27 protein-coding genes and 1 tRNA gene are annotated in these 26,860 nt (G+C 65.2%); 13 read left to right on the top strand and 15 right to left on the bottom strand.

All coding sequences use genetic code 11. The annotated features are described in order from the left end of the window. The first annotated feature begins 1 nt into the window (after position 1). Complete coding sequence (locus EJC47_RS15125) at positions 2–553, top strand: type 1 glutamine amidotransferase domain-containing protein (protein WP_126848760.1); 552 nt, start codon at positions 2–4, stop codon at positions 551–553. Here EJC47_RS15125 and EJC47_RS15120 read toward each other — a convergent pair. The 3 genes from EJC47_RS15120 to EJC47_RS21395 are packed head-to-tail and all read right to left on the bottom strand — an operon-like array spanning position 529 to position 3,099. Then, on the bottom strand, positions 529–1,626 hold the full coding sequence (locus EJC47_RS15120) for an acyltransferase family protein (protein ID WP_126848759.1): 1,098 nt from the start codon (positions 1,624–1,626) through the stop codon (positions 529–531). The genes EJC47_RS15125 and EJC47_RS15120 overlap by 25 nt on opposite strands. Then, positions 1,623–2,978, bottom strand: a complete 1,356-nt coding sequence (locus tag EJC47_RS15115) for a putative O-glycosylation ligase, exosortase A system-associated (RefSeq protein WP_126848758.1) — start codon at positions 2,976–2,978, stop codon at positions 1,623–1,625. Before EJC47_RS15115 ends, EJC47_RS15120 begins: the two co-directional genes overlap by 4 nt. Then, positions 2,971–3,099 (bottom strand): hypothetical protein, encoded by a 129-nt coding sequence (locus tag EJC47_RS21395; protein ID WP_260591602.1) that lies wholly within the window; start codon positions 3,097–3,099, stop codon positions 2,971–2,973. Before EJC47_RS21395 ends, EJC47_RS15115 begins: the two co-directional genes overlap by 8 nt. Positions 3,100–3,181: 82 nt before the next feature. Between EJC47_RS21395 and EJC47_RS15110 the strand changes: the two genes are divergently transcribed. From EJC47_RS15110 to EJC47_RS15100, 3 genes are all read left to right on the top strand, one after another. Then, a complete protein-coding gene (locus EJC47_RS15110; RefSeq protein WP_126848757.1) occupies positions 3,182–4,423 on the top strand; it encodes a TIGR04063 family PEP-CTERM/XrtA system glycosyltransferase in 1,242 nt (413 codons plus the stop codon). Positions 4,424–4,443: 20 nt separating this feature from the next. Then, a complete protein-coding gene (locus EJC47_RS15105) occupies positions 4,444–5,238 on the top strand; it encodes a hypothetical protein (RefSeq protein WP_260591601.1) in 795 nt (264 codons plus the stop codon). A 67-nt stretch (positions 5,239–5,305) separates the two neighbouring features. Then, a complete protein-coding gene (locus EJC47_RS15100; protein ID WP_126848755.1) occupies positions 5,306–6,805 on the top strand; it encodes a replicative DNA helicase in 1,500 nt (499 codons plus the stop codon). Positions 6,806–6,991: 186 nt separating this feature from the next. On the opposite strand, the gene EJC47_RS15095 is transcribed toward EJC47_RS15100, so the two are convergent. The 3 genes from EJC47_RS15095 to rplU form a co-directional block, all read right to left on the bottom strand. Beyond that, positions 6,992–7,531, bottom strand: a complete 540-nt coding sequence (locus tag EJC47_RS15095; protein WP_260591600.1) for a GNAT family N-acetyltransferase — start codon at positions 7,529–7,531, stop codon at positions 6,992–6,994. 166 nt (positions 7,532–7,697) lie between these two features. Continuing rightward, positions 7,698–7,967 (bottom strand): 50S ribosomal protein L27, encoded by a 270-nt coding sequence (gene rpmA, locus EJC47_RS15090; protein WP_010407762.1) that lies wholly within the window; start codon positions 7,965–7,967, stop codon positions 7,698–7,700. 13 nt (positions 7,968–7,980) lie between these two features. Next, a complete protein-coding gene (rplU, locus tag EJC47_RS15085; protein WP_033966002.1) occupies positions 7,981–8,307 on the bottom strand; it encodes a 50S ribosomal protein L21 in 327 nt (108 codons plus the stop codon). A gap of 520 nt (positions 8,308–8,827) precedes the next feature. Between rplU and EJC47_RS15080 the strand changes: the two genes are divergently transcribed. Next, on the top strand, positions 8,828–11,389 hold the full coding sequence (locus tag EJC47_RS15080) for a TonB-dependent receptor plug domain-containing protein (protein WP_126848754.1): 2,562 nt from the start codon (positions 8,828–8,830) through the stop codon (positions 11,387–11,389). 73 nt (positions 11,390–11,462) lie between these two features. Here EJC47_RS15080 and hspQ read toward each other — a convergent pair whose 3' ends face one another. Next, the gene (gene hspQ / locus EJC47_RS15075; protein WP_033966003.1) at positions 11,463–11,843 is read right to left on the bottom strand and encodes a heat shock protein HspQ; all 381 of its coding nucleotides are present in this window, start codon (positions 11,841–11,843) and stop codon (positions 11,463–11,465) included. A 159-nt stretch (positions 11,844–12,002) separates the two neighbouring features. Here hspQ and EJC47_RS15070 point away from each other — a divergent pair. Together EJC47_RS15070 and EJC47_RS15065 are read left to right on the top strand one after the other, a co-directional pair. Beyond that, positions 12,003–12,092 (top strand) — tRNA-Ser (locus tag EJC47_RS15070). A gap of 35 nt (positions 12,093–12,127) precedes the next feature. Continuing rightward, positions 12,128–12,460 carry a DUF6481 family protein gene (locus tag EJC47_RS15065; protein ID WP_010407771.1) on the top strand — a complete coding sequence of 111 codons (333 nt, stop codon included), beginning with the start codon at positions 12,128–12,130 and terminating at the stop codon, positions 12,458–12,460. Between the two features lie 219 nt (positions 12,461–12,679). Here EJC47_RS15065 and EJC47_RS15060 read toward each other — a convergent pair whose 3' ends face one another. Further along, a complete protein-coding gene (locus tag EJC47_RS15060; RefSeq protein ID WP_126848789.1) occupies positions 12,680–14,737 on the bottom strand; it encodes an NAD(+) synthase in 2,058 nt (685 codons plus the stop codon). A gap of 70 nt (positions 14,738–14,807) precedes the next feature. Here EJC47_RS15060 and EJC47_RS15055 point away from each other — a divergent pair, with 70 nt between their 5' ends. Beyond that, the gene (locus EJC47_RS15055; RefSeq protein ID WP_126848753.1) at positions 14,808–15,191 is read left to right on the top strand and encodes a winged helix-turn-helix domain-containing protein; all 384 of its coding nucleotides are present in this window, start codon (positions 14,808–14,810) and stop codon (positions 15,189–15,191) included. On the opposite strand, the gene EJC47_RS15050 is transcribed toward EJC47_RS15055, so the two are convergent. The 7 genes from EJC47_RS15050 to hpnI form a co-directional block, all read right to left on the bottom strand. Further along, positions 15,175–15,684: a hypothetical protein gene (locus EJC47_RS15050; protein WP_126848752.1), complete on the bottom strand. Its 510-nt coding sequence runs from the start codon at positions 15,682–15,684 to the stop codon at positions 15,175–15,177. The genes EJC47_RS15055 and EJC47_RS15050 overlap by 17 nt on opposite strands. Before the next feature lie 78 nt (positions 15,685–15,762). After that, complete coding sequence (locus tag EJC47_RS15045; protein WP_126848751.1) at positions 15,763–16,737, bottom strand: lysylphosphatidylglycerol synthase domain-containing protein; 975 nt, start codon at positions 16,735–16,737, stop codon at positions 15,763–15,765. Positions 16,738–16,951: 214 nt separating this feature from the next. Beyond that, a complete protein-coding gene (locus EJC47_RS15040) occupies positions 16,952–17,848 on the bottom strand; it encodes a ferritin-like domain-containing protein (RefSeq protein WP_126848750.1) in 897 nt (298 codons plus the stop codon). Between the two features lie 15 nt (positions 17,849–17,863). Then, on the bottom strand, positions 17,864–18,688 hold the full coding sequence (gene hpnK / locus EJC47_RS15035; protein ID WP_126848749.1) for a hopanoid biosynthesis-associated protein HpnK: 825 nt from the start codon (positions 18,686–18,688) through the stop codon (positions 17,864–17,866). Further along, positions 18,685–18,882, bottom strand: coding sequence for a hypothetical protein (locus tag EJC47_RS15030; protein ID WP_033966010.1), 198 nt, complete (start codon positions 18,880–18,882; stop codon positions 18,685–18,687). Before EJC47_RS15030 ends, hpnK begins: the two co-directional genes overlap by 4 nt. 9 nt (positions 18,883–18,891) lie before the next feature. Then, positions 18,892–20,337, bottom strand: a complete 1,446-nt coding sequence (gene hpnJ / locus EJC47_RS15025) for a hopanoid biosynthesis associated radical SAM protein HpnJ (protein WP_126848748.1) — start codon at positions 20,335–20,337, stop codon at positions 18,892–18,894. After that, positions 20,334–21,500, bottom strand: coding sequence for a bacteriohopanetetrol glucosamine biosynthesis glycosyltransferase HpnI (hpnI, locus tag EJC47_RS15020; RefSeq protein WP_126848747.1), 1,167 nt, complete (start codon positions 21,498–21,500; stop codon positions 20,334–20,336). The genes hpnJ and hpnI overlap by 4 nt, the downstream gene beginning before the upstream one ends. Before the next feature lie 159 nt (positions 21,501–21,659). Here hpnI and hpnA point away from each other — a divergent pair, with 159 nt between their 5' ends. From hpnA to hpnE, 5 genes are read left to right on the top strand one after another with little or no spacing between them, the layout of a single operon-like run. Continuing rightward, entirely contained in the window at positions 21,660–22,658 is a 999-nt protein-coding gene (hpnA, locus tag EJC47_RS15015; protein WP_126848746.1) for a hopanoid-associated sugar epimerase, read from the top strand. Next, on the top strand, positions 22,628–23,905 hold the full coding sequence (locus EJC47_RS15010; protein ID WP_126848745.1) for a glycosyltransferase: 1,278 nt from the start codon (positions 22,628–22,630) through the stop codon (positions 23,903–23,905). The genes hpnA and EJC47_RS15010 overlap by 31 nt, the downstream gene beginning before the upstream one ends. Beyond that, positions 23,902–24,753 (top strand): squalene synthase HpnC, encoded by an 852-nt coding sequence (gene hpnC, locus EJC47_RS15005; RefSeq protein WP_126848744.1) that lies wholly within the window; start codon positions 23,902–23,904, stop codon positions 24,751–24,753. The genes EJC47_RS15010 and hpnC overlap by 4 nt, the downstream gene beginning before the upstream one ends. After that, complete coding sequence (hpnD, locus tag EJC47_RS15000; protein ID WP_126848743.1) at positions 24,750–25,589, top strand: presqualene diphosphate synthase HpnD; 840 nt, start codon at positions 24,750–24,752, stop codon at positions 25,587–25,589. Before hpnC ends, hpnD begins: the two co-directional genes overlap by 4 nt. A 44-nt stretch (positions 25,590–25,633) precedes the next feature. Then, positions 25,634–26,854 (top strand): hydroxysqualene dehydroxylase HpnE, encoded by a 1,221-nt coding sequence (gene hpnE, locus EJC47_RS14995; protein WP_249340826.1) that lies wholly within the window; start codon positions 25,634–25,636, stop codon positions 26,852–26,854. Positions 26,855–26,860: the final 6 nt, after the last annotated feature.

Genomic DNA, 26,860 nt, shown 5'->3' with positions numbered 1-26,860 from the left:
CATGACCGATCTTTCCAACGCGCATGTCCTGATCCTGGCGACCGACGGTTTTGAGCAGGATGAGTTGTTCAAGCCGCGCCAGGCGCTGCTCGATGCCGGCGTCAAGGTGACGCTCGCTTCGATCAAGACCGACCCGATCCAGGGCATGCAGCATGACGTGAAGGGCGACACGATCGTGCCCGACCTGCGGCTGGAGGATGTCGATAGCGAGGATTACACCGCGCTGTTGCTGCCCGGCGGCGTCGCCAACCCCGATACGCTGCGGCTGAATGACCGTGCGATCGAGATCATCGAGGAATTCGCCGATGACGACAAGCTGATCGCGGCGATCTGCCACGCGCCGTGGCTGCTGATCGAGGCGGATGTCGTGGACGGCGTGCGTATGACGAGCTGGCCATCGGTCCGCACCGATCTCGCCAATGCTGGCGCGGATGTGGTGGATGAAGCGGTGGTGCGCGATGGGCCGTTCATTACCAGCCGCAACCCCGATGACATCCCGGCCTTCAACGCGGCGATTCTTGAGGCGCTTCAGGAAGAGCTGGAAGAGGCCTGAACGCGCGCGCCTGTCCGCTGCCAGCGGGCGGGCAGGCGGTTCATCCAATCCTGTGCGGGGCGCTCCACCAGATGGTGGAGCGCCACCGAACTGCCGAGCACCAGCGCCAGATACAGCGCGATCAGCAGCGGCGGAATGGCATGCGCATCTTCGACCAACGCCAGCTTGAACACCCCGAACAGCAGGAAGTGGCCGAGATAGGTGGCGTAGCTGATCTCGCCAAGATAATGCAGCGCCGGGGTTTCGAGCGGGTTGCCGCGCCGGTCTGCGGTGAGTGCGAGCGCGAGCAGGAAAGCGGCGAACGCGCCCGGTATGGTCAGCGTTTCGGGCGCACCCAAGGCCGCCGCAGCGACTCCGGCGACCCCGAGCATCGTCGCCAGCGTGGCGGGCAGGGCGGGGGTGCCGCGCCACCGCATCCACAGCGCGCAAATTGCGGAGCCTGTGGCAAATTCGATCAGGCAGCGGCGCAATCCGAAGGTCCAGATGTCAGTGCCGAGTGTCGGTGCCCCCGCCATCGCGCCGTGCAGCAGCACCAGCAGCGCCGCGATCGTCGCGAGCACCGCCCAGCTTGGCACGCGCCGCCAGTCTAGGCTCAGCGCCAGCAGCGGGAACAGCAGATACGCCGCCCATTCGGTGCTGATCGACCAGCTTGGGTCGTTCCACGCCAGATGATCGGTAAAGCCCCAATTTTGCAGCAGCAGGATGTGGAGCGGCAGATCGGCAAAGGGGTGATGCACGGCATCATGCTTGCCCAGTGCCAGCAGCAAGAGCGCCAGCGCGACCGCGCAGCCGAGCATGAACAGGTGCAGCGGCCAGATCCGCGCGAGCCGCCGCCACAGAAAACCCGGTACCGCGCCGATCCCGCCGCGGCGCAATCGCTCGCTCCAGCTCAGCCAGATGACGAAGCCTGAGAGCAGGAAGAAGAAATCTACCGCGAGATAGCCTTTGGCCAGCACCGCGACCACCCCCTGTGGCAACCCCGCCACCGACAGGCGGATGTGATAGAGCACCACCAGCCACGCCGCGATGCCGCGCATCCCCGTTAGCGCGCGCAGTTCATGCCGACCGCTCATGCCGCGACAGCCTCCGGGCGGGGTTTGCGGATCGGCCGCCATGCCGCCGCGCGGCGTTTGCGCGCGAGATAGGTGTCGAGCCCGATCTGCGCGCCGATCAGCATATAGACGAAGGGCTGGAATGCGATCGCGATGAACGCCGCGCCCAGCAGATAGACGATATGCGCCGATTGCAATGCGCCTGCGAGCGGGGTCACCCAGGCATAATCGGCCTGCTTGCGGTAGCGATGCCGCAGCACCTCCATGCGGAGGATGCCAGTGAGGTTGATCAGCACCCAGATGGCGAGCCCCGGAAAGCCCTGCTCGCCCAGCATTTCGAAATAGGCGCTGTGGAAGGCACGCGCCTGGTCGACGGTCAGCTTGCGGTCGACAGTGGCGTTGGTGGCGTCGCCTTCGACCTTTTCGGTGTCGTAGCGAATCTTGTTCTGGCGATACATTTCGAAGCCGCCGCCGAACGGATGGTCCTTGGCATAGTCCCACGTCCAGCCCCACACGGCGAGCCGGGTCGAAGCGGATTCATCGCCCTTATAAGTTTTGATCGTGCTCATGCGATTGGTGAAGGAGGAGGGCAGGAACGGCACCGCCAGCACGCCCATCGCGCCAAGCAGGCCGAGATAGAGCAGCTTGCGCTTGGCATCGCGCAGCATTAGCAACGCGACGAGGCCAATGCACAGCAGCCCGGTCCGCGTCGAAGTGCCGACCGGGATCAACAGGCATGAGAAGACCAGCGCGTAGCAAAAACCCTTCACCTTCCAATCTGGCGGAAAGATTGTGCCGTGGCGCGTGAACCACAGGATCAGCGGGATGATCGCGACCGCCACGGTCGAGATGGTCGAGCCTTCGTACAGCCCCGAATTGTTGGAGACCATCAGGTTGAGCGTACCGTAACCGCCCCCGCCGCTGGCGATGGTCTTGGCCCCGCCGACGATGATGATCGAGGAGGCCGACGCCACCATCACCAGCAACAGCGCCTCGATCCGCAGCTTGGTGCGCAGCGTGAAGGGCAGGAAGGCAGCGAAGGCCAGCGCCTTCCACACCCACCCCCATTTATCGAGCGCCTCGACCGGGAAATCGGCGTTCAGCGTCGTGGCGTAGCAATAGGCCAGCAGCAGCACGATCAGCACCTGGCGCGGCGCGACGCGCGTTTCGGCTTTGTCGTCTGCGAGCATCCAGCCGCCGACCGACAGCACCACCGCGATCAACGAGATCGGCACTGCGTTGAGCAGATAATAGGTCAGCCGCTGCGGGCTGACGATGTCGATATAGACATAGGCCAGCACGAAAATGAACGGACGGCGAAAGCCTGCCGCGAAGAACGCGCCGAGAAAGGCGACGAAGAAAAGGTCACGCACGCGGGCGACCCTTCCTGGGCGGCGGCGCGTCTTCGCGGTCGAGATCGGGGCGGCGCAGCAATCGCCACACCGCCAGCGCGATCAAGCCGTGGCTGATCGCGAGCGCGAGATTGTCGATCATGAGGCGGCCTGACTTTCCACAGGCGCGGTGTAGGGCGTGCGGGTTGAGGCTCCGTTAAGCAGTGCCACGCTATGGACCGCGCATGCGCATCCTCCACATCCTGGACCACGGCCTGCCGTTGCAAAGCGGCTACACCTTTCGCACGCGGGCGATCCTGAAGAGCCAGATGCGGCACGGCTGGCACGTGGCCGCCGTCACCGGCCCACGCAACGGCGCGCGCGACGCGGCGGCGGAAACCGTCGATGGCATCGATTTTTTCCGCACCCCGCCCGTTCCCGAGACGATCAGCCCATTTGGCGAGATGCGCGAAATCCGCGCCTTTGCCCGCCGCATCGATGAGGTGGTCGAAGAGTTTAAGCCCGACATTTTGCACGCGCATTCGCCGGTGCTGGATGCGGTCGCCGCGCTGCGGGTGGCGCGCACGCGCAAGCTGCCCCTGGTGTATGAGATTCGCGCCTTTTGGGAGGATGCCGCCGTTGGCAACGGCACCGGGCGCGAAGGATCGCTGCGCTACCGAGCGACGCGCGCGCTCGAAACCTGGGCGGTGCGGCGCGCCGACGCGGTGGCGGTGATTTGCGAAGGGCTGCGCGGCGATCTGGTCGCGCGGGGCATCGATCCGGCCAAGCTGCTGGTGTCGCCCAATGGCGTCGACATGGCGGTGTTCGGCGATCCGTTGGCCTATGATTCGGCGTTGGCCGAGTCGCTTGGCCTGAAGGACGCCGAAGTGATCGGCTTTATCGGCAGCTTCTACGATTATGAGGGCCTTGATGATCTGATCGCGGCGATGCCGACGCTGGTCGCGGCGCGGCCCAAGGCGCATCTGGTGCTGGTCGGCGGCGGCCCGATGGAGGACGCCTTGCGCGCGCAGGCTGCAGCCTCGCCGGTGGCGACGCAGATCCATTTCATCGGGCGGGTGCCGCATACCGAGGTCGATCGCTATTACAGCCTGATCGACGTGCTGGCCTATCCGCGCAAACGGATGCGGCTGACCGATCTGGTCACGCCGCTCAAACCGCTGGAGGCGATGGCGCAGCGTCGGTTGGTCGCCGCGTCGGACGTTGGCGGGCATCGCGAGCTGATTCGCCACAACGATACCGGCACGCTGTTCCCGCCCGACGACCCGGTGGCGATGGCGCAGGCGCTGTCGGCGCTGCTCGCGGATCGCGACGGCTGGGAAGGGCGGCGCGAACGCGGCCGCGCCTTTGTCGAGGCGGAGCGCAACTGGGCCGTTAATGTTGCGCGTTATGGCCCTGTTTACCAGAAACTTACCGGTGCGGTGGCATCGTCTGCGTCATGGCCGTGTTCTCCCGTTCCCAACCTCTGATTCTCCCCGTCGCGCCAGCGGTGGCTGGTGTTATCGGGGTGATGACCGCCGCGATGTTCGCGCTGGTGCCGACCGATCTGCTCGAATCGATGGTCGTGGATAGCGGGATCGCCTCGGTCCTGTCCGCAGCCGAGCCGCCGCTTGGGCTTACCGCGCGGTTGGTGTTGGTGCTGCTGTGCGGCGGCGGCATCGGCCTGATAGCATGGTTCGCCCTGTTCCTCGTTTTCGGCGCGCGCACTATGGTGATCCAGCGCTCGCGCGGGGAGCGCGGCAGCGCGCCGGTGTTGCGCCGCGCCGATGCGCATCCCGATGCGCCGGCGCGCCGCCCGTTGTTCGCCAATACCGATCTCGGCACGCCGTTTCTCGATGTGCGCGCGCCCGCCGTCCCCGTCACGGCACCGGCGGCGGTGGAGCCTCCGGTCGAACGACCATTGCCGGTCGATCTTGAAGAACCACTGGCCGCTTATGGTCGGGTCGCGGTGCCTGAAACCCCGCTTGGCGGGTCCTCGACCCCGACGCGGGAGGAGTCGGTTACCATCCTTCCCGCCGAACGCCCGCAGACGTTTGATCCCGGTGAACGCTTCGAAACCTTTCCGCTGACGCCGATGGTGCGATCGACCCCGCAGCCCGTGGTGGAAACGCCGGTGCCGCCGGTCGCGCCCGCACGGGCCGATCCATCCGATACGATTCACGCCTTGCTCGACCGGCTGGAGCGGGTGGTGGGACAACGCCCGCCCGTCGCTGCGCCGCCGCCGCAGGAGACGTTGGAGGACACGCTGGCGGTGCTGCGCCGGATGGCGACGGGCGCGCGCTGAGCGGTTATCCCCGGCTTTAATCGCGCCAGCCCCTTGAGTGGCGGCGGCTGGGGTGGGACAAGGGGGCATGGCCACCGCATTCGTATCCCCGACCGAACCCGAAACCGTAACCCTGCCGCAAAATGTCGAGGCCGAAGCCGCGATGCTCGGCGCGATGATGATCGACAACCGCCTGGCGGACGATCTGATCGACCGGCTCCAGCCCGAGCATTTCTTCGAGCCGCTGCATGGCCGCATCTTTTCCGCGATTCGCACGCTGCGCGGCAATGACATGCTGGCGAGTCCCGTCACGCTGCGCCCGATGTTCGAACAGGATGTCGGGATGCGCGAGCTGGGCGGCCCGGCCTATCTCGCACAGTTGACGGGCTCGGGTGCCGGGCTGCTCGGCGCGCGGGAGTTTGCCAAGCAGATCTATGACCTGGCCATGCTGCGCACGCTGGTCACGGTCGGGCGCTCGCTGGTCGAACGCGCGATGGACACGTCGGAAGAGGTCAACCCGCGTGCGCAGATCGAGGCGGCCGAGGAAGAACTGTACAAGGTCGCCGCCGATGGCGGCAGCGACAACCAGATCAAGACCTTCGTCCAGGCCTCCACCATCACGATCAAGATGGCCGAAGTCGCGCTCAATTCGGGCGGGCATATTTCGGGCATCACCACCGGGCTCGAAAGCCTCAACGCCAAGATCGGTGGTATGCACCGTTCCGACTTGATGATCCTTGCCGGGCGTCCGGGCATGGGCAAGACGTCGCTTGCCACCAACATCGCCTATAACGCCGCACAGCGCTGGATGCGCGACATGGCCGACGGGATTGACCCCGAACGCTCGCTCGGGGCCAAGGTCGCCTTTTTCAGCTTGGAAATGTCCGCCGATCAGCTTGCCGGGCGTATTCTGGCGGAGCAATCGGGCATCAATTCCGAAGTGCTGCGCTCGGGCAAGATCAAGCGCGAGGAATTTCACAAGCTTGCGGCGGCGGCGGCAAGCCTGGAAACGCTGCCCTTGTTCATTGACGACAGCGCCGGGCTTTCGATCGGCGCGCTGCACACCCGCGCGCGGCGCTTGCAGCGCAAGCTCAACAACCAGCTTGGCTTTATCGTGGTCGATTACTTGCAGCTGCTCTCGGGCACCGCCAAGAGTTCGGGCGACGGGCGCGTGCAGGAGATTTCCGAAATCAGCCGTGGCCTGAAGAACATTGCCAAGGATTTGAACGTGCCGGTGATGGCGCTGTCACAGCTCAGCCGCGCGGTCGAGCAGCGCGAGGACAAGCGCCCGATGCTGTCGGATCTGCGCGAATCGGGCTCGATCGAGCAGGACGCCGACATGGTCATGTTCGTGTTCCGCGAGGATTATTATCTCAACATGACCCAGCCCGAAATTCCGACGGCTGGCAGCCCGGCCGACGTGCAGGACAAGCACGCCAAATGGTCGGAGCATCTGTCGCGCGTCGATGGGCTTGCGGAGCTGATCGTCGCCAAGCAGCGCCACGGCTCGACCGGCAAGGTGACGCTGCGATTCGAGCCCAACATCACCAAATTCTCGGACTTCGGCGGCTTCGTTCCGGAGTATTGAGGGAATCGCGGTGCCGACTTCCTATATAGTATCGACTTCCCCGGCGAAGGCCGGGGCCCAGGTGCGAGCGTTGCGGTAACCGACCGCTGTGCCCATTACATCGGCCTCCGCTCCTGGGCCCCGGCCTTCGCCAGGGTGGTAATCAGCGCCGATCTGACGCAAGAGCCCGGCACGCGCCCGCGGCCTTCAGGCCGCGAGCGGGATGGCGTGGGCCACGTCCAGGTCGAGTTCCAGCTTCACGCACGGGACGTGATGCCCGCGTGCGCGACAATGCTGCGGCTCGACGCGACCGGTGGGGGTGAAACCGAGCTTGGTCAGCACGCGACCCGATGCGGGGTTGTCGAGGAAATGCCCCGCGCTCAATCGCTTCAGCCCTAGGGCGTAACGCGCGATCTGCACCATCTGCCGGCCCGCTTCGGTGGCATAGCCATGACCCCAGGCATCGGGGGTGAGCCAATAGCCGAGTTCGTAATGATCGCCCTCCGGGTGCACGCCGATGCCACCGATGATTTGCGGCGTGCCGCTTTCAAGGCTGGTGATGAGCATGAAGACATCGGTCGTAGCGCGCGGGCGCGTTAGGAAGTCGCGAGCGTCCTCCTCGCCATAGGGCCAAGGCGCGCGCGACAGCTTGGTGACCACGTCTTCATGGCCCATTGCCTGCGCAAGCGCAGGGGCATCCTCCGGCCAGCCTGGCCGTAGCGTCAGCCTCGGAGTCCGAGCGAACATTATTACTCTCCTCGTCGCCGTCGCTTGCCCGTCTCTCGTGACGATCAAGCGACAATGGGTGGGGAGGGAGCATGAAAAAAGGGAGACCGGGGCGACCCGTCTCCCTTTTTCGGTAGTCTGAACTACCCGGATCGCCCTGGTGGGCAACCCGGATGGTCACCCGATGTTATTCAGCGGCCAGCGCCAGCATTTCTACCGAGCAGAATTGGCGACCGAGCTTGCCTTTGTGGAAGGTCACGCGACCTTCGGTCAGAGCGAAGAGGGTGTGGTCCTTGCCGATGCCGACATTGGTGCCCGGGTAAAATTTGGTGCCGCGCTGACGCACGAGAATGTTGCCCGGAATGACGGCTTCGCCACCGAACTTCTTCACGCCAAGGCGACGACCGGCCGAATCACGACCGTTGCGCGAGGAACCGCCTGCTTTCTTATGTGCCATCTCGAATTACTCCTTACGCCTGAGCGGCCGGTGCGGCAGATTCGCCACCGATCGCGGTGATGCGCAGAATCGTGTGCTGCTGACGATGGCCGTTCTTGCGGCGATAGTTGTGGCGACGACGCTTCTTGAAGACGATGACCTTGTCGGCCTTCGCCTGCGCGATGATCTCTGCCGAGACCGTGAGGCCTTCGACCGACTTCAGCTCCGAGCCTTCGCCCGCCAGCAGGATATCGCCGAGCGTAATCGACGCCCCGGCCTCGCCCTCGAGCTTCTCGACGACGATCTTGTCTCCGGCGGCAACACGATACTGTTTGCCGCCCGTGCGCACGATTGCGAACATGGGCCTCATCACTTTCAAAAATACCTGTGCCCCACGCACGGCGAGCCGAGCGCGGGAAAGAAGCGCCGACTATGCGACACAGGCCGCGCTGTCAACCGCCGAGGCGCGCCGTATGCGTCGTAAAGTTGTTGCTCAAACGCAATAGTTGGTCCGGAACCGTCCTAATATTGGATGAACTATCCGCTCTGCGTGAACTTTATGTTGCATTGCCAAACGGTCTATGGCGTCATCCGATTCGGAACAGATGAGGCGAACTCGATTCCGGCAATAAAATGTCGCGTTAGAGCGTTCAGCATCACAAGGATTCCACATACATAGATACCGAATGCGGCGTGCTGCATTCGACTAAGTTGGTCGTGTCAAATTATCTGCAGGGTTATTTCAATGCCGTGCTGTGCGGCAGGGGGAACTGTGTCCGTCACTCAGTGGCGACGCAAATGAGGTGCGTATTCGAAAGAACATAAAGTGCTGGGGGCGGATGGACTGAAGGTCACCTGTTTTTTTGGGGGATCTCACAGCCATGTACAAATCTTCGATTTCGCTCTTCGCGCTGGCCGTCGCCAGCGTGGCCGCAATGCCCGCTTTTGCTGACACCAAACCCGATAGCAGTGTTGCGATGTCAGCGGCACCGGCCCCGGCAGATCCCGCGCCCGATACGAGCGCACCCGAGCAATCCGACATTATCGTCACCGGCACTCGGCGCACGGGCACGACTGCGGCCGAGAGCGCCACGCCGATCAAGGTGCTAAGCTCGGATGAATTGTCGCGAGTCGGCCAACCCAACCTCAACCAGGTGCTGACGCAATTGGTGCCGTCCTTCACCGCGCAGGCCTTTGGCGGCGACACCGCCAATTTGACGCTGTCGGCGCGGTTGCGCGGGCTCAGCCCCAACCACACGCTGGTGCTGATCAACGGCAAACGCCGCCATGGCACCGCCAACCTTGCCGTGCTTGGCGGCCCTTATCAGGGGGCGGCGACTGCCGATCTCGACCTGATTTCGCCCAGTTCGATTTCGCGCATCGAAGTGCTCGAAGACGGTGCCGCCGCGCAATATGGGTCGGACGCGATTGCGGGCGTGATCAACATCATCCTGAAAGACGATGCCGAGGGGGGATCGGGCTATGCCACCGCAGGCAAGAATTACGACGTCGGTGGAACGACCTATGCCGGCACCGTGCATCTGGCGACCAAGATCGGCGAGGATGGCTTCATCAACGTGACGCTTTTCCACCGCTTCCACGATTTCACGCAAGTGGGCGGGCTTGATCGGCGTGTGACCGATGCGAGCGGCACATTGCTGACCACCGCAACGAGCCCTGCGCTCTCCGCAGCACAGCAAGCGCTCTACAAAAACATTCCGGGCTTCCCGTACGTCAATCGCATCAACGGCGATGCCAAGTCCTGGCTGACCAATGTCCAATATAACACCGCTTATGATTTCGGGGACGTCACCGCCTACAGCTTCGGTTCGTTCAGCAAGCGGATCGCCAGCGCGTACGAGAATCTGCGCGTTCCCGATCGCGTGATTGCGTCCCCCGTGCTCGGGGTCGGTGGCAGCCTCACCACGGCAGGCGAGCTGGTTCCCTTCCCGCAAGGCTTCAACCCGCGCGAAGGCATTCGCGAGGATGATTATGCCTTTACCGGCGGCGTGAAGGGTGCGGTCGGCGCGGTGAAGTTCGACCTCAGCACGACGTACGGCAAGGACAAGAACCTCATCTACACGCTCGACTCGGCGAACCGCTCGCTGTTCATCGACACCCATTTCACGCCGCGCGATTTCTATAACGGCTCGTTCACCTCGTCCGAATTCACCGCCAATGCCGATTTCTCGACCGAATTCGAACTCGGTATGGCGGCACCGCTGAACGTCGCGTTCGGCGGCGAATATCGCAAGAACCAATATTCGATCGGCTCGGGCGATCCGGGTTCGATCTACAAGGAAGGCGGGCAGTCCTATCCCGGCTTCCGTCCGTCCGACGCAGGCACGCATAGCCGCGAAAACGAATCGCTGTATCTGGATGTCGCCGCATCCCCGGTCGCGGCGCTGAAGCTCGATGGCGCGGTGCGCTATGAGCATTATTCGGACTTCGGCAGCCAGGTGATCTTCAAGGGAACCGGGCGGTACGATTTCTCGCACGCCTTTGCCCTGCGCGGCACCGTTTCGACCGGCTTCCGCGCGCCGACCCTGGCCGAATCCTATTATTCGGCCACCAACGTCTCGCCGACCTCTGCGTTCGTGCAGCTGCCGGCCAATTCGGCAGCGGCCAAGCTGATCGGCTTCCAGAATCTGAAGCCCGAGAAATCGACCAACTTCAGCGCGGGCGGCGTATTTCGTGCGGGCAAGCTGACGGTCACGCTCGATGCCTATCAAGTGAAGATTCGCGACCGTATTCTTGGCACCGGATCGATCTTCGGCAGCGGCGGGGCGACCAACTTTGCGATCGTGACGCAAGCGATCGTCGCCAATGGCAACGTGCTCGATCCGACGGTGACGCAGACCGGCATCAACATCTTCACCAACGGGGCGAGCACGCGCACCCGCGGGATCGAACTGACGGCAAACGTGCCCTCGGACTTCGGGAGCTGGGGCACGGTCAGCTGGAGCCTGTCGGGCAATTATAACGAGACCAAGATCACCAAGCTCGGCGTCGCCCCGGCGTCGCTCGGCGGTATCCCGCTGTTCGACGCCAGCGCCCGCGCCAACCTCGAAACCGCGTCTCCCAAGTTCAAGGCGATCGCCTCGGCCTTGTGGACGATCGGTCCGGTCTCGGCGACGGCGCGTGGCACGCTCTATGGCGAGACATCGACCTATGCGAGCCCGGATGGCGGCACCTATTATCTGCAAAAGGTGCCGACTGCCTTCATCGCCGATCTTGAGGCGACCTATAAGCTGCCGGGGGGAATCGACCTGACATTCGGGGCGAACAACGTGTTCAATCAGCGTCCGCCGAAGGTGGCGCTGGTGCCGGGCACGACCAATACGACCCTGGTCACGGGCGGCAACGTGATCGATGCACCGCTCAGCGCCGCCTATGGCATCAACGGCGGCTATTATTACGGGAAGGTCTCGTTCAAGTTCTGAGCGAACACCCTTCGAACAAAAGGAAAGGGGGCCTGCGCGGCCCCCTTTCTATGTCATGGCGCGGCAGCGGCGATCAGTGGCGATGTTCGCGCCGCAGCGGGTATTTGCCGTCCTCATAATCCCCGAACAGCCCCGAAATGGCGGGGTGGTCGACCGGCTCGTCGCTGTCATCGGGCACCAGATTTTGCTGGCTGACATAAGCGACGTAGCTCGACTCCATGTTTTCGGCGAGTAGGTGATAGAAAGGCTGGTCCTTGCGCGGGCGCAACTTCTCCGGGATCGCGTCATACCATTCGTCGCTGTTCGCGAAGATCGGATCGATATCGAACACCACGCCACGAAAATCGAACATGCGGTGGCGCACAACGTCGCCGATGGCGAAGCGGGCGTGCGCAATGGGCGGGAGAGTGATCGCGCTGTCGAACGGCAGGGCCGAGATGGTGGTACGGGGCATGACTGTAATTTAGGCGCTCTTGCGCAAGGCACAAGCGATTGCTGTGCTTTTGCTGGTGCGCAAACGCTTGCCTCCGCCCGATCACTGCGTTAGAGGCCCCCGCTCACCGACCGGTGCCGCTTTTTGGATTTCCCATCAGACGGCATCTTATGACCTCGCGGAGAGGTGGCAGAGTGGTCGAATGTACCGCACTCGAAATGCGGCGTGGGTGCAAGCTCACCGTGGGTTCGAATCCCACCCTCTCCGCCATTTCCTTCCTGACTGACTCCCGCTAAAGGGCCCGCATGGCATCGTATAAGGAACCCTCGTTCAAGGATCGCGCAGCGCTCTCGGCTGACGCGAAACAGCGCGCGCTTGAGAAGCTGAAGGCCAAGCCGCCGGTCGATCCGGCCGTCGTCGCTGCCCGCGCTGCCGCGCGCGAAGCGAAGGAAGCCGCCGAGGCCAAGAAGCGCGAAGAGAAGAAGGCTGCGATCGAACAGGCGCGGCTCGAAAAGATCGCCAAGGCTGAAGCTGCCGAACGCGCGATCGAAGAGGCCAAGCAGGCCGCGATCCAGGCCGAAATCGACAAGAAAGCGGCGCGCGACGCGCGCTACGCGGCGCGCAAGAGCCGCAAGTAAGGCGCTTTCGGCGCGTTTTTCTTTGGGGGCGCTGTGAAATTGGCAGGTCCGCCCGATTACGGGCCGACCCACCCCCAGCCCCTCCCTTACAGGGAGGGGAGGAACCGCGACGCCTTCCGCCTCCCCTCCCTGGAAGGGAGGGGCTGGGGGTGGGTTGCTCTACAATGGGCAACCGCGTGTCTCGCGGACTCCCCCCTCACTCCCGGTCTACCAATGGCGCTACTGCGGCAGCCCGCGCGCCAGTTCTTCCAGCCACACCCGCGCCGTGCCGTCCGAGGGCGCACGCCAGTCGCCGCGCGGGCTGAGAGCGCCGCCGCTCGAAACCTTCGGCCCATTGGGGATTGCCGAGCGCTTGAACTGGCTCGTCGCGAAGAAGCGCACCAGAAACTTCTCCAGCCAGCTCGCAATCGTCGGCAAATCATACGCGACTCGCGCCGCTAGCGGCACGTCGCGCGGCCAGCGCCCTGCGCTGGCATCGCGCCAAGCGTGCAGCGCCAAAAACGCGATCTTCGACGGGGCCATGCCGTGGCGCACGACATAATGCAGGAAGAAATCGTTCAGCGCATACGGCCCGATGCGCGCCTCGGTGCTCTGGATCGCGCCATCCGCGCCCGCCGGCACCAGTTCGGGTGAGATTTCGGTCGCGAGAATCGCCTCGAGGATCTGGTCGGTCTCGGGATCATATTGGCGGTCGCGGATGCACCAGCGAATCAGGAACTGGATCAGCGTCTTGGGCACCCCGGCATTGACCGCATAATGGCTCATCTGGTCGCCGACGCCGTAGGTGCACCAGCCCAGCGCCAGCTCTGACAGGTCGCCCGTGCCTACCACCAGCCCGCCGCGCTGATTGGCGAGGCGGAACAGATAATCGGTGCGCAGGCCTGCCTGCACATTCTCGAAGGTCACGTCGTAGACAGGCTCCCCATCGGCAAAGGGATGGCCCATATCGGCGAGCATCTGGCGGGCGGCGGGGCGGATGTCGATTTCGTCGCCATCGACGCCCAGCGCGCGCATCAGCGCCCAGGCATTGCTCTTGGTGTGTTCGCTGGTGGCGAAGCCCGGCATGGTGAAGGCGAGGATGCGGTCGCGCGGCAGGCCGAGCCGGTCCATCACCTTGGCCGCGACGATCAGCGCATGCGTCGAATCGAGCCCGCCCGAGACGCCGATGACGAGGCGCTCGGCATGCGCCGCCTGGAAGCGCTTGAGCAGCCCCTCGACCTGGATGTTGAACGCCTCATAGCAATCGGCATCCAGTTTCTCGGGCGTGTTGGGCACGAACGGGAAGCGGCGTGTATCTCGCAGAAGCCCGATGTCGCCAAAGTCTGGCTTGTGCTCGAAGGCCACGCGGCGGAAGCGCTTTTCGGGATCGTCGGCGAGGCGCGCGGCATCGTTGAAGGTGCCGACGCGCATCCGCTCCTGCTCGATTCGCTCGGCATCGACATCGGCAAGCAACAGGCCGGGCGCACGCCCGAAGCGGCTCGATTCGGCGAGCGCTTCGCCCAGTTCATGCACCATCGCCTGGCCGTCCCAGGCGAGATCGGTGGTGCTCTCGCCCGGTCCCGCGGCGGAAAAGACATAAGCGCACACAGCGCGTGCCGATTGCGCGGCGCACAGCAACGCGCGCTCACGTGCCTTGCCGACGACGATGTTGGAGGCGGAGAGGTTGCAGCAGATCAACGCCCCCGCCAGCGCGCCCATCGTCGAGGGCGGGATGGGGGCCCAGAAATCCTCGCAAATCTCGGCATGGAAGACGAAATGCTCAAGGTCGCTCGCCGCGAACAGCAGATCGGTGCCGAACGGCGCGGTCTGCCCCGCAACCGTGATGTGGCACGGCGCAGTGATCCCGGCCCCGCTCGCGAACCACCGCTTCTCATAATATTCGCGGTAATTGGGCAGGAACACCTTGGGCACCACGCCCAGAATGCGCCCGCGGGCGATCACCACCGCGCAATTGTACAGCCGCCCGTTGCGCGGCAGCGCTGCGCCGACCACCAACACCGGGCGCAATTTGGCGGTCGCCGCGGCCACCGCCGCCAGCGCCGCCTCGGTCGCGTGATGCTGCGCGGTCTGCAAATGCAGATCGTCGATTGCGTAGGAAGTGAGGCTGAGCTCTGGGAAGACCAGCAAGTCCGCGCCCTGTTTGTGGCCGTCCTTGGCCAGCGCGATCGTCGCCTCGGCATTGGCGATCGTGTCGCCAACGCTCGCGGTCGGAGTACACGCCCCGACGCGGATCAGCCCGTGGGTGTGGATCGAGTGGAACGGGTGCACCTTCGCCATGCCTGCGACGTAGCGACGTTTGCGCGGCATTGCCACCATGCTAGGGCATGGCCCTGCAACGGAGGCGGGGATGCGGATCGGCCAGCTCAAAATCAAGGCGCAGATCTATTGCGGCGATGAGTTGGCGATGGGGCCGGGCAAGGCCGACCTTCTCGAAGCGATCGACCGCGAGGGATCGATCTCGGGGGGCGGCCGCGCGATGGGGATGAGCTATCGCCGTTCCTGGCTGCTGGTCGACAGCATGAATCGCTGCTGGACCGAGAAATTGGTCGAGACGGTGGCGGGCGGTGGACAGTCGCGCGGGGCCACCCTCACCAAAATGGGCCGCGCGGTGTTAACCGCCTATCGCACGCTCGAGGCGAATCTCGCAGCCAGCGCCGATACTGCGCCGATGGCCGAGTTAGACGCGATGCTGCGCGCCGAGCCGCTGCCGCCGGTCAGGGAAGCGCCGTAACCAGCACCGGCGTCGCGGCTTCCTTGCTGCCCGAGATTTGCAGCACGTAGCGACCCGGACGAAGCTTGAAGTCGACGATCTTGCGGATGCCGCTGCACGCCGGCCCATGCTCGTGCGCGACCGAGGTGAGCGAGGTCCGCGCCCGCACCAAGTCGATCCACGCGCCCGTGCCGAGCGCGACGCGGTAGGTTCCTGCGCGCCGCACCGTAACACCGAGCAACCCGCCCATGCTGCCGGGTGCGGGTGGCTTGCCCGGCGCGAGCCGGTAACGAACGGTGTCGGTCGGGGCGAGCATCACCTCCACGCGCTTGCCGATCGTTACTTTGGTATGCGCCAGCGTGGGCGCGTCGGTGGCGGCGGCGAGGCTGAGGCCGGTCTGCCACGCGACGAGGCTGGCGGGCAGCGGCGCGGCCGGGGTCGGGCAGGGAACCGGCGCATCGGGCGCTGCGGCGATCAACAGGGGGAGGGCCAGCAGCAGGGTCGTCGGTTGCATGATCGGATCACCTTCACTGGACTATATCCTACGCTATACGGCGGCGCACTGGCTTGGGCAATTGACGCCGCGCAAAGATCAACTGACGACGCGGCGATATTCTCCGATTTGCCAGACCAGCAAGGCGGGCACGGCAATGACGACGTCGCGCGCGCGCTTGAGCAGCGACAGCGCCAGCGCGGTCGCGGGTGGCAGGCCGACCAGCGGGCCGATCAGCACATAGGCCGCCTCCTGCACCCCGATGGCGCCGGGAATGGCGAAGGCGACGCTGCGCAGCGTGAAGATCAGCGCCTCGATCATCAGCACTGCCCATAACGGCACGTGGCTGCCCATGAACCACAAGGCGATCCAGGCACCGGCGGCACTCGCCAGCCAGGCGGCGAGGTTGAACAGGAACGCCGCGATGACGCGGCGCGGCTCGCGGTAAATCGCGTCGAGCTGCTCGCGCACCGCCGCCATCGCCGCGACCGAGCCCGGCAGCAAACGCGCGCCGAGCGTCCCGGCGAGCTTCAGCATCGGTCGCTGTGCGAACACGAACAGCAGCATCAGCGCGACCATCGCGCCGACACCTCCCAGCGCCAGCGGAACGAGGCCCTGCTGGACGGCAGCATGCGTCAGCACCAGCAGCAACACCCCCACCCCGAACAGCGTGAAGATCAGTTGCGCGGCCATCTCGGTCGTCAAATCGGCGATCATCGAGGCGTAGATCACCGGCTGCGGCACGCCGAATGCGGCCAGCGTTCGTGCGCCCACGACCAGGCCACCGAGTTGCGAAAAGGGCAGAATATCGGTCGCGGCTTCGCGGGTGGTGCGTGCCCACACGAACAGCCACAAGCGGTCAGCGGATTCACTTGGCGCGACGGCGACCCATGCCATGCCGAGCAAGGCGAGCACGCCGCCCGACCATAGCACGAAGCTTGCCATGCCGATCCAGCCGATCGACGCCATCGCCTCGGCGACTTGCACAAGCCCGACCGTGCCGACTGCGCCTGCAGCGACGATAAGCCCGACGACGGTTGCAACGAGCAGCCCGATCCGGGCGGAGCGGTTCATGATTTCGCCACTGCGATCGGCGTTCGGCTAAGGAACCGCAGCGGATTTGGGCATGCGCTGGCGCGAAGGCGCAAAGAGCGCGCGCTCATCGCAAGGCGATCGCCTTCGCTCACGTTGGATCTGGGGCGCTGCGCGCTTGCGGGTCCGACCATCTTCGCGCCTTCGCGCCTTCGCGTGAATCGATCAAGCCCCGATCCATCGCGAAGGCGCACGATCAGCGCGCGGCCAGCGCCTTCTTGCCCATCAGGCGCAATACCAGACGGATCGCACCCGGAACGAATTTCGGGCGGATCAGACGCTGGTCATAGACGGACAGCCGCCGGTCGTTTTCGGACAGGCAGATTGCGGCGAGTTCGGGGAATTCGATCTCGACGCCCAGTTCCTTGGAGCCGTTGAGCGTGAAATTGTTTTCCTGCGCCTTGGTGTTGTCGCCCATGCCCTTGGCCATGTCGATCCGCTCCCAGATCAGGAACAGCCACACCGTCCACACCTTGAGCTCGAAATAGGGGCGCCGCCACCACGGCATGTTGCGGCGCCACCACGCCACCCAATTGACGAAGAACAGGATGTGCCGTCCTTCCTCGCGCATCACGGGTTCGAACGTGTCGACCAGCTCGGGCGGGAAGAAGCCCGAATCCTTGGCGATCTTGAACAGGCCGAAGCCGAAAAAGCTGTCGATGCATTCGGAAAAGCCGGTGCGCATGAACGCGAATTCGGGGTCGCGTGGGCGTTTATACGCTTCCTCGGGCTGGAGCTCGATGCCGTAAAAGGTGACCATGTCGGCCAGCACGATCTTGTGGCGGCTTTCCTCGAAAGCGTTCATGTCGATCGCGTCGCGCAACAGCGGATCGGCGACCTGCTCGCCATAGGTTCTGACGTTCATGCCCGCGCGCCCCTCGGTCGCGACGGCGATGTCCCAGATCGGCAGCGACACGATCCGGTTGCGGGTTTCCGCATCCAGCACCGGCCAGTCGATCAATGCGGGGCGATAGCGATCATGCGTATCGAGCATCGTGCGGCAGAACAGGATTTTGTGGGCCGTGCTGCCAAGCGGGACGGGCGTACCGGGCGCGGGGGATGCGGGGGCAAGCGATTTGGAGATGAAATTCATGGGGCCTTTCTCCCGCTAGAGATCGGCAAAGCGCGCCAATCTGATATCGTTACGCGTAACGATCGAACGGGCTTGCGGATCCAGCAACGCCGCCAATTCCGCTTCATATTGATAGCTTGGCGCGGCCAAGGGGTAGGTTCCGGTGGCCGGATGCAGATAGATCTCGTTCACGCCCTCTGGCAGGTTCTCCAATATGCCGCGCAACCGCGCCGCGTGCATCGCGCCCGACCAGGCGAGGCCAAAGGTGCGGTCGGGCACCTTCATCCCGGCAGCACGGCCCGAGCGCTGGATATGGCGCGCGAACGGCTTGGCGATGTCGAGCCCAGTCACTGGCTCGAAGGCTGCCAGCGATGCGCGCTCCTCGATCGGCGCGCGCAGCGCCTTCATCCCGTGGCGCAGGCCCACCTTCAGCAGCGTCGCGCCGATTACCGGGTGCAGGTGCATGTGCTTGTGCGAATTGACATGGTCGAGCGGCAGACCGGTGGCCGCGAACAACGCGAATTGCGCCTCGATCTCGGCCTCCAACTGGCGGCGCACCGACGCCTTGGCCAGCAACGCCAGCGCGACCGGCAAGGATTCGATCCGGAACTGCCCGTTCGCATCAACCAGGTCCGGAATGTCCGATGGCGGCAAAGCAGGCGGGGTTTCGGCCAGCGCGACGTGCAGCCCGACGCCCAGCGTCGGCGTTGCGTGCGCGCGCTCCACCGCATCGGCGGCGGCATCGCCGGTCACCATCAGGCTGGTGACGGTCAGAACGCCCTCGCGGTTGGCTTGTTCGACCGCGCGATTGACCTCGATCGACACGCCGAAATCATCGGCGGTGATGATCGCGGTCTTCACCGCCGGGGAAACCCGTAAAATTCGGGGTCGGCCAACACCGCGTCCGCAACATTGCCGGGGCTGGCGACGGCGACTCGGCGCAGCAGCGCGATCATCGCGTCGCGGTCGCCGGCCCGCACGGCCGCATCCCAGGCTTCTTCGCGACCGGTCGCGGCGATCCGCTCATTCACGGTCATTCCGGCAAGCGTGGTCATGGCCGTGCCTTATGCAGCTTCCTTGCGGCGACGCAGGAAGTCGAAGAACTCGACGCCTTCGCGCAAGCGGCGCTTCATCATGTCCCAGTCGGTCAGCATCTCGCGGACGATTTCCCAAATCTTGGACGGGCGGAAGTAGAAGCGCTTGTAGAACTCCTCCACCTTCTCGAAAATCACCGCCGAGGAGAGATGTGGATAGCTGAGTTGCGCGATCTGGTTGCCGTTATCGGTCAGCAGATCGTGCGAGCTGTCGAACCAGCCATTTTCGGTCGCCTGCTTGTACAGGAAGGTGCCCGGATACGGTGCCGCCAGCGACACCTGAATCGTGTGCGGGTTGATTTCCTTGGCGTAGTTGATCGTCTCCTCGATCGTCTCGAGCGTCTCGCCGGGCAGGCCGAGGATGAAGGTGCCGTGGATGGTCAGGCCGAGCGCGTGCGCATCCTTGGTGAACTGCCGCGCGACATCGGTGCGCAGGCCCTTCTTGATGTTGTGCAGAATCTGCTGATTGCCGCTTTCATAGCCGACCAGCAGCACGCGACATCCGCCTTCCTTCATCGCCTTCAACACCGGCTGGGGCACGTTCGCCTTGGCGTTGCAGCCCCAGGTGACGCGGAAACCCGGCGTGCCGAAGCCGAGCTTGCGCAGCTCGCCCGACAGTTCGACGACGAAATCGTGCGCATCGGCGAGCGTATCGTCGTCGAAGAAGATCTCGTTCACCTCGGGCATTTCCGCGAGGATATATTTCACTTCCTCGATGACCTTGGGGACGCTGCGGTGGCGATAGCGATGCCCGCTGATCGTTTGCGGCCACAGGCAGAAGGTGCAGCGGCTCTTGCAGCCGCGCCCGGTGTAGAAGCTGACGTAGGGGTGGCGCTGATAGCCGCCATAATATTTCGACGTGTCGAGGTCGCGCTTGTAGATGGGCGAGACCATAGGCAGCACGTCCATGTCCTCGATCTGCGCACGGTCCTTGTTGCGCACGATCGTGCCGTCGGGCGCGCGCCAGGTGATGCCGTCGATTTCGGCAAAGGGGCGGCCCTCGGCCAGTTCGACGCAGGTGAAATCATATTCCTCGCGGCAGACGAGGTCGATCGCCTCGCACGCCTCCAGGCTGGCCTTGTCCTCGATCATCACCTTGGCACCGACAAAGGCGACGATGATCTTCGGGTTGCGCTCCTTGATCAGCCGCGCGGTGCGGATGTCCTGGTTGAAGCTCGGCGTCGAGGTGTGGAGAATGACCAGATCGCGGTCGTCGAACTCGTGCGCGATATCGTCCCACGACTGATCATGCGCGGGCGCGTCGATCAGCTTCGATCCCTCGATCATCGCCGCCGGCTGGGCGATCCACGTCGGATACCAGAAGGATTTGACCTCGCGCTTCATCTGGTAGCGCGCCCCGGCACCGCCGTCATACCCATCGAAAGAGGGTGCCTGGAGGAAAAGGGTCCGCATCATGCTCGTTGCTCCGTGGAGGCCGAAACAATGCGGCCGTCCGTCTTCATTTTAAGTGTTGCACCGCGCCAATCAACCGACCGCACGAAGAAGCTCGCGATATACACCGCAAAGGCAAGGACATCGTGCAGCAGCGCCATCCACAGCGGTGCGATCCGCCCCCCTACCGCCGCATCGACGTTGCGCACAACCACCAACCGCGCAATTGCTGCTGCAAGGGCGAGCAAAAGCCCGAACTGTGGCGCATACAGCGCAGCCAAGAGCGCGGTGGGGAAGGGCAGGCCGATGACGATGCCGACATAGGGCCAGAAGGCGACGTCCCGGACGGTCGCGCCCCAGCGGAGTTCATGCCGCCATAGTTGCGACAGGCTGGTTTCGTCGCAAGCGTGCGTTACCAGAATTGGCGGCACCGCAACGCTGAGCCCGAGCGCACGCACGCCCTCGCCAATCGCATAATCGTCGGCCAGCACATCGGCGAAGCGTTGGAAGCCGCCGATCTTGTCGAGCGTCTCGCGCTTGAGCGCGATCGTCGATCCCATGCACGGCGCGGCCAGCCGATTCGACACCCCGAAGGCCACGCCCAGCATGAATTGATACGTCACGCCGGCGGCGACCATGCGCGACCAGAAACCGGCATCGCCGCGCCCCGAATAAATGCAGGTCACCGCGCCCACCGCAGGATCGTCGAGCGTGGCGAGCAGTTGCGCGATATAGTCGGGCGCGACCGCGATGTCGCTGTCGCTCAGAATCACGATGGGATGGCGCGCGGCGCGGTCCATGTTGATGAGGTTGGACAGCTTGCCGCTGGCACCGTGCATCGTCGGGTCAATGACCAGATCGATATCGGCGTGCGGATAGGCGGCTTTCAGCGCCTCGACCACAGCGATCGCCGGATCGTCTGCGCGCTGCACACCGCACACCAATTGCAGCGGTCCGGCATGGTTCTGGGTCAGGAAGGTGGCGAGATTGTCCAGCAGGCGGGGTTCGGCCCCGTAGAGCGGCTTGAGCAGGGTGACGGCTTCGGTGCGGGCAGGGGCCGATCTGGCGGCGGCGAAAAAGCGCCGGAATACGAACGCTGCGGCCAGCGAATAGACGATGCCGAACATCGCCAGCACGATCGCCAGCCAGCCTAGCGCCGTACCGATATTCTGCAGAATGTGGGTCACGATGCCTCCCTCGTAACGCCGCGCGGGTGACCGGTATAGGCACACCGATATGAAAAAGCTGTCATGTTTGCGCCGGATCGGCCCTTTCTGCGTGTGCGGTGGCCCGTGGTATTTGCTCTTGCGCGCCTTCGCACTAAAGCCACCGCCACTGGAGGCTGCTTGACCGATCGACCCATCATACTTGTTACCGGCGTCTCCGGATTTGTCGGCTCGGCCGTCGCGCGGCGGCTGGCGGCGGACGGCGCGCACGTGCGCGGGTTGGCGCGGGCGAGCAGCGCGCGCACCAATCTCACCGATTTTCCGGGCGAACTGGTCGAGGGCGACGCGCGCGATGCCGCTGCGATGGCGCGGGCGATGGCGGGTGTGGCGCACCTCTATCACGTCGCTGCCGACTACCGGATCTGGGCCCCCGACCCCGAGGAGATTGTCCGCAACAATCTCGCCAGCACGCGCACGGTGATGGAAGCGGCGCTGGCCGCCGGGGTCGAGCGAATCGTCTATACCAGCAGCGTGGCGACGCTGCGGCCCGACCACGGCAAACCGTCCGACGAAACGCGCCCGGCCACGCCCGAACAGGCGGTCGGTGCCTATAAGCGCAGCAAGGTGGTGGCCGAGCGACTGGTCGAGGCGATGGTCGCGCAGCAAGGGTTGCCTGCGGTGATCGTCAATCCCTCGACCCCGATCGGCCCGCGCGATGCGCGGCCGACGCCGACCGGGCGAATCATCGTCGAGGCGGCGTCGGGGCGGATGCCCGCGTTCGTCGAGAGCGGGCTCAACCTCGTCCATGTCGATGACGTGGCCGAGGGCCATATCGCGGCGATGACGCGCGGGCGGATCGGCGAGCGTTATGTGCTGGGCGGGCAGGACGTCTCGCTGCGCCAGATGCTGGCGGACGTCGCGGCGATCGTCGGGCGCAAGGCCCCGACGGTGCAAATCCCGAGAGCGCCGCTTTTTCCGCTGGCCTGGGTGAATGAACAGATCGCGCGGGTGACGGGCAAGGAGCCGTTCCTGACGCTGGACGCGCTGCGCATGGCCGCACACGACATGTATTATTCGAGTGCGAAGGCGGAGGCCGAACTCGGGTACCACGCGCGGCCCCATCGTGCGGCGCTGGAGGATGCGGTCGCATGGTTCCGGCAAGCGGGGATGCTCGCGTGATCGCGCTCGGGATTGCCACGTTATCCCTGCTGATCTGGATCGGGCTGGCGCTCGGTCGTGACGGCTTCTGGCTGACGCGGGAGCGGGATGATCGTGTTCCTCCCCTCCCGGACCTTCCTCCCCTCCCTGAAAGGGAGGGGCCGGGGGTGGGTCGGCCTAAGGCAGGCGTCGCGCTCTCCACGGGCCAACCCACCCCCAACCCCTCCCTTCCAGGGAGGGGAGTAGAAGAGAGGGCATGGCCCACCGTCGTCGCCGTCGTGCCCGCGCGTGACGAAGCCGAGGTGATCGCCGAGTCGATCGCCAGTCTCGCCGCGCAGGATTATCCCGGCGACTTCCGCATCATCCTCGTCGACGATTCGAGCAGCGACGGTACCGCAGAGATCGCCCGCACGGTCGGGTCGGAGCGGTTGCAGGTCGTCACCGGCGCGCCGCTCGCAGCGGGCTGGACGGGGAAATTGTGGGCCGTCTCGCAGGGTATCGCCGCCGCCGGTGATGCGCCCGACTATTTGCTGCTGACCGATGCCGACGTCGCCCACGCACCCGATAGCGTGCGCAGCCTGGTCGCGCGCGCGGTGGACGATGACCGGGTGCTGGTGTCGCTGATGGCGCGATTGCGCTGCGAGAGCCGGGCCGAGCGTGCGCTGATCCCCGCCTTCGTGTGGTTTTTCCAGATGCTCTACCCCTTCGCCACGGTGAACCGGCGCGGGCGTGGCCTCGGTGCCGCTGCGGGCGGGGTGATGCTGGTGCAGCGCCGCGCGCTGGCAGCGGCAGGCGGGATTGCGGCGGTGCGTTCCGCCTTGATCGACGATTGCGCGTTCGGGGCCTTGATGAAGCAGCAGGGGGCGGTGTGGCTCGGCCTGACCGATCGCGCGGTCAGCATCCGGCGCTACGACACCTGGGCCTCGGTCGCTGCGATGATTTCGCGCTCTGCCTACGCCCAGCTCCGCTATTCGCCGTTGCTGCTGGCGGGCACCACGCTCGGCCTCGCACTGACCTATCTCGCGCCGCCCGTGCTGGCGATTTTCGCGCGCGGCGCGGCGCATTATGCAGCGCTGGCGGCCTGGGCTATCATGGCGCTGCTGTTCCAGCCGATGCTGCAATTCTACCGTCGTTCGCCACTTTGGGGACCTGCCTTGCCGTTGATCGCAACCTTTTATGCGGGCTGCACCGTGCTGTCGGCGTGGCAGCATAAGCGCGGGCGCGGGGGCCTGTGGAAGGGCCGCGTCCAGGCGGATCTGTCGGCATGAGCACCGCAACCACCGCCACCGCGCTTGCCTCGGGCAAGGGGCATAAGGATGAGAATTTTCCGGTCGCCTCGGTGCTGCTGAAGCCCGAGCATCGCGCCCCGGTGATGGCCTTCTATCATTTCGCGCGCGCCGCCGATGATGTGGCCGACAATGCCGCCGCCTCCGCCGACGAGAAGCTGACACTCCTCGCCGCGATGCGCGCGACGATTCTCGGCACCGAGGATAGCGATGCGCATTCGGTCGCATTGCGCGCAACGATGGAATCGCATGGGCTGAGCCCGCAGCACGCGCTCGACCTGCTGGTGGCGTTCGAGCGCGATTGCACGGTCGATCGCTATGCCAATTGGGCGGCGTTGCTCGACTACTGTCGCTACTCGGCGATGCCGGTTGGCCGCTATGTGCTGGACGTGCATGGCGAGGACCACGCGACCTGGGCGGCGTCGGATGCGTTGTGCGCCGCGCTGCAAGTCATCAACCACACGCAGGATTGCGGCAAGGATTACCGCGCGATCGGACGGGTGTATCTTCCTGCGGACGTGATGGCAGCCCATGGCGCAACGGTGGAGGATTTGGGCGCGACGACCGCGACCCCGGCATTGCGCGCGGTGATCCGCGATCTGGCCGCGCGATCTGGGGTATTGCTCGCGCAGTCGGCAGGCTTTGCCGCCGCGATTCGCGATCGTCGGTTGGGAATAGAGGTGGCGATCATCCACCGCCTCGCCGCCAGCCTGACCGCGCGTTTGAAAGTCCGCGATCCGCTGTCCGAGCGGGTCCATCACCGCGCGCCCGAGGCGCTTGGGCTCGCAACGTTGGCGGCGGCACGGCAAGTGGTTAAGGGACGCTCATGAATCCCAAGGCGACACCCGCCCAACTTCAGGCGCAAGTCTCGCGCAGTTCGTTCTATGCCGGGATGCGCGTGCTGCCGAAGGCGCAGCGCGAGGCGATGTACGCCGTCTATGCCTTTTGCCGCGCGGTCGACGACATTGCCGATGACGAGATTGGCGATCGCCCGGTGCGTGCGGCGGCGCTGGAGGCGTGGCGCGCCGATATCGAATCGCTCTATGCCGGTGGCGATGCGGGGCAAGCGGCGCTGGTGGCGGAGGCGGTGCGCCGCTTCGCGCTCGACAAGGCCGATTTCCTGGCGGTGATCGACGGCATGGCGATGGATGTCGCCGAGGATATCCGCTGGCCGAGCATGGCCACGCTCGATCTGTATTGCGACCGCGTCGCATCGGCAGTCGGGCGGTTGTCGGTCAAGATCTTTGGCATGGAGGAGGAGACCGGCATAGCGCTGGCGCACCATCTGGGTCTGGCGCTGCAATTCACCAACATCCTGCGCGACGTCGATGAAGATGCCGCGATCGGACGCGTCTATCTGCCGCTGGAGCCGTTGCAGGCGGCGGGTATCCCGTTGGGCGACCCTTTTTCCGTCGTCGGCGATGTGCGCGTGGATGCCGCGGCGCGCGTGCTGGCAGCGCGCGCGCATGAGCATTTTAAGGCCGCCGAGGCGATTTTGGCTAAGCGGCCGCGTGGGCATTTGTTGGCACCCCGCTTGATGGCGGCGGTATACGCGCCGATTCTGGTGCGGATGGAAGCGGTCGGCTGGGCACCACCGCGCGAGCGGATCAAGGTCAACAAGGCCGCATTGCTGTTCACCGTGTTGCGGCTCAGCCTGTTCCGTTGAAGCGCGAGGGTTCTATCGGTCGGGTCCGGATCGTCGGGGCCGGGATGGCGGGGCTTGCTGCCGCCGTCGATCTCGCGCGCGCCGGGCACCGCGCGGAGCTGGTCGATGGCGCGGCGCAAGCCGGCGGGCGTTGCCGCAGCTATCACGATCCGCAGCTTGGGCGAACGATCGACAATGGCAACCATCTGGTCCTGTCGGGCAATCGCGCGGTGGCCGACTATCTCGCGACGATCGGCGCGAGTGATCGGCTGAGCGGGCCGCTCCACGCCGATTTCCCCTTCGTCGACCGGCGCAGCGGTGCGCGCTGGGCGGTGCGCTTCAATGATGGGCCGCTGCCCTGGTGGATCTTCCGCGATGGCCGCCGGGTGCCCGGTACGCGCGCGGGCGATTATCTGCGGCTGGCGGGGCTGTTGACTGGCGCGCCGGGGCAAACGGTGGGCGACCGGATCGATCCGCGCGGTGCGGTGTGGGACAAATTGATCGAGCCCGTGCTGCTCGCCGTGCTCAACACCGCGGTCGCCAGCGGATCGGCGCGCCTCGCCGCCGCCGTGATCCGCGAGACGCTCGGCAAAGGCGGGCGCGCGATGCGGCCGCGCATCGCCGAGCCGACGCTGGCGGCGGCGTTCGTCGATCCGGCGGTGTCGTGGCTGGAGCGGCAGGGCACCACCCTGACGCTCGGGCGGCGGCTGCGGGCCTTGCGCTTTGCCGAGGATCGCGTCGTCGCACTCGATTTCGGGAGCGGCGAAGAGGCGGTCGCAGCGGACGAGAGCATTATCCTGGCGGTGCCGCCGTGGGTTGCTGCGGCGCTGGTGCCCGACCTCACCGTGCCCGATGATTTCCGCGCGATCGTCAACGCGCACTTTGCCTACACCCCGCCGGCGGGCGTCGCGCCGATGATCGGCGTCATTGGCGGCACGGCGGAATGGATCTTCTCGTTTGAGGATCGCATCTCGGTAACGGTCAGTGCGGCGGACCATCTGGTCGATACCGACCGCGCAGACCTCGCCGCGACCTTCTGGGCGGATATCGCCGCGATTCACGGTCTTCCGCCGACGCTGCCACCATGGCAGATCGTCAAGGAAAAGCGCGCCACTTTCGCCGCGACGCCCGAACAGGACGCCAAGCGTCCGCCCGCCGCCACGCGCTGGCGCAACCTGTTTCTGGCGGGAGACTGGACGCAAACCGGGCTGCCCGCGACGATCGAAGGGGCACTGCGATCGGGCGAGACTGCTGCCCGCTTGGCGCGGGGTGCCCGACTCGGCTAAGGCGCG

This window comes from Sphingomonas sp. TF3 (assembly GCF_003985085.1).
Classification (GTDB): Bacteria; Pseudomonadota; Alphaproteobacteria; order Sphingomonadales; family Sphingomonadaceae; genus Sphingomonas.
Note: the sequence above shows the minus strand (reverse complement) of the source record. Positions and strands in the feature narration are given on the sequence as shown.

Bases quoted from the DNA above. Each gene is read 5' to 3' on its own strand.
- EJC47_RS15125 (WP_126848760.1), top strand. From the start codon at position 2: ATGACCGATCTTTCCAACGCGCATGTCCTGATCCTGGCGACCGACGGT.
- EJC47_RS15120 (WP_126848759.1), bottom strand. From the start codon at position 1,626: ATGAGCGGTCGGCATGAACTGCGCGCGCTAACGGGGATGCGCGGCATC.
- EJC47_RS21395 (WP_260591602.1), bottom strand. From the start codon at position 3,099: ATGATCGACAATCTCGCGCTCGCGATCAGCCACGGCTTGATCGCGCTG.
- EJC47_RS15110 (WP_126848757.1), top strand. From the start codon at position 3,182: ATGCGCATCCTCCACATCCTGGACCACGGCCTGCCGTTGCAAAGCGGC.
- EJC47_RS15100 (WP_126848755.1), top strand. From the start codon at position 5,306: ATGGCCACCGCATTCGTATCCCCGACCGAACCCGAAACCGTAACCCTG.
- EJC47_RS15095 (WP_260591600.1), bottom strand. From the start codon at position 7,531: ATGTTCGCTCGGACTCCGAGGCTGACGCTACGGCCAGGCTGGCCGGAG.
- rpmA (WP_010407762.1), bottom strand. From the start codon at position 7,967: ATGGCACATAAGAAAGCAGGCGGTTCCTCGCGCAACGGTCGTGATTCG.
- rplU (WP_033966002.1), bottom strand. From the start codon at position 8,307: ATGTTCGCAATCGTGCGCACGGGCGGCAAACAGTATCGTGTTGCCGCC.
- EJC47_RS15080 (WP_126848754.1), top strand. From the start codon at position 8,828: ATGTACAAATCTTCGATTTCGCTCTTCGCGCTGGCCGTCGCCAGCGTG.
- hspQ (WP_033966003.1), bottom strand. From the start codon at position 11,843: ATGCCCCGTACCACCATCTCGGCCCTGCCGTTCGACAGCGCGATCACT.
- EJC47_RS15065 (WP_010407771.1), top strand. From the start codon at position 12,128: ATGGCATCGTATAAGGAACCCTCGTTCAAGGATCGCGCAGCGCTCTCG.
- EJC47_RS15060 (WP_126848789.1), bottom strand. From the start codon at position 14,737: ATGGCGAAGGTGCACCCGTTCCACTCGATCCACACCCACGGGCTGATC.
- EJC47_RS15055 (WP_126848753.1), top strand. From the start codon at position 14,808: ATGCGGATCGGCCAGCTCAAAATCAAGGCGCAGATCTATTGCGGCGAT.
- EJC47_RS15050 (WP_126848752.1), bottom strand. From the start codon at position 15,684: ATGCAACCGACGACCCTGCTGCTGGCCCTCCCCCTGTTGATCGCCGCA.
- EJC47_RS15045 (WP_126848751.1), bottom strand. From the start codon at position 16,737: ATGAACCGCTCCGCCCGGATCGGGCTGCTCGTTGCAACCGTCGTCGGG.
- EJC47_RS15040 (WP_126848750.1), bottom strand. From the start codon at position 17,848: ATGAATTTCATCTCCAAATCGCTTGCCCCCGCATCCCCCGCGCCCGGT.
- EJC47_RS15030 (WP_033966010.1), bottom strand. From the start codon at position 18,882: ATGACCACGCTTGCCGGAATGACCGTGAATGAGCGGATCGCCGCGACC.
- hpnJ (WP_126848748.1), bottom strand. From the start codon at position 20,337: ATGATGCGGACCCTTTTCCTCCAGGCACCCTCTTTCGATGGGTATGAC.
- EJC47_RS15010 (WP_126848745.1), top strand. From the start codon at position 22,628: ATGGTTCCGGCAAGCGGGGATGCTCGCGTGATCGCGCTCGGGATTGCC.
- hpnC (WP_126848744.1), top strand. From the start codon at position 23,902: ATGAGCACCGCAACCACCGCCACCGCGCTTGCCTCGGGCAAGGGGCAT.
- hpnD (WP_126848743.1), top strand. From the start codon at position 24,750: ATGAATCCCAAGGCGACACCCGCCCAACTTCAGGCGCAAGTCTCGCGC.
- hpnE (WP_249340826.1), top strand. From the start codon at position 25,634: ATGGCGGGGCTTGCTGCCGCCGTCGATCTCGCGCGCGCCGGGCACCGC.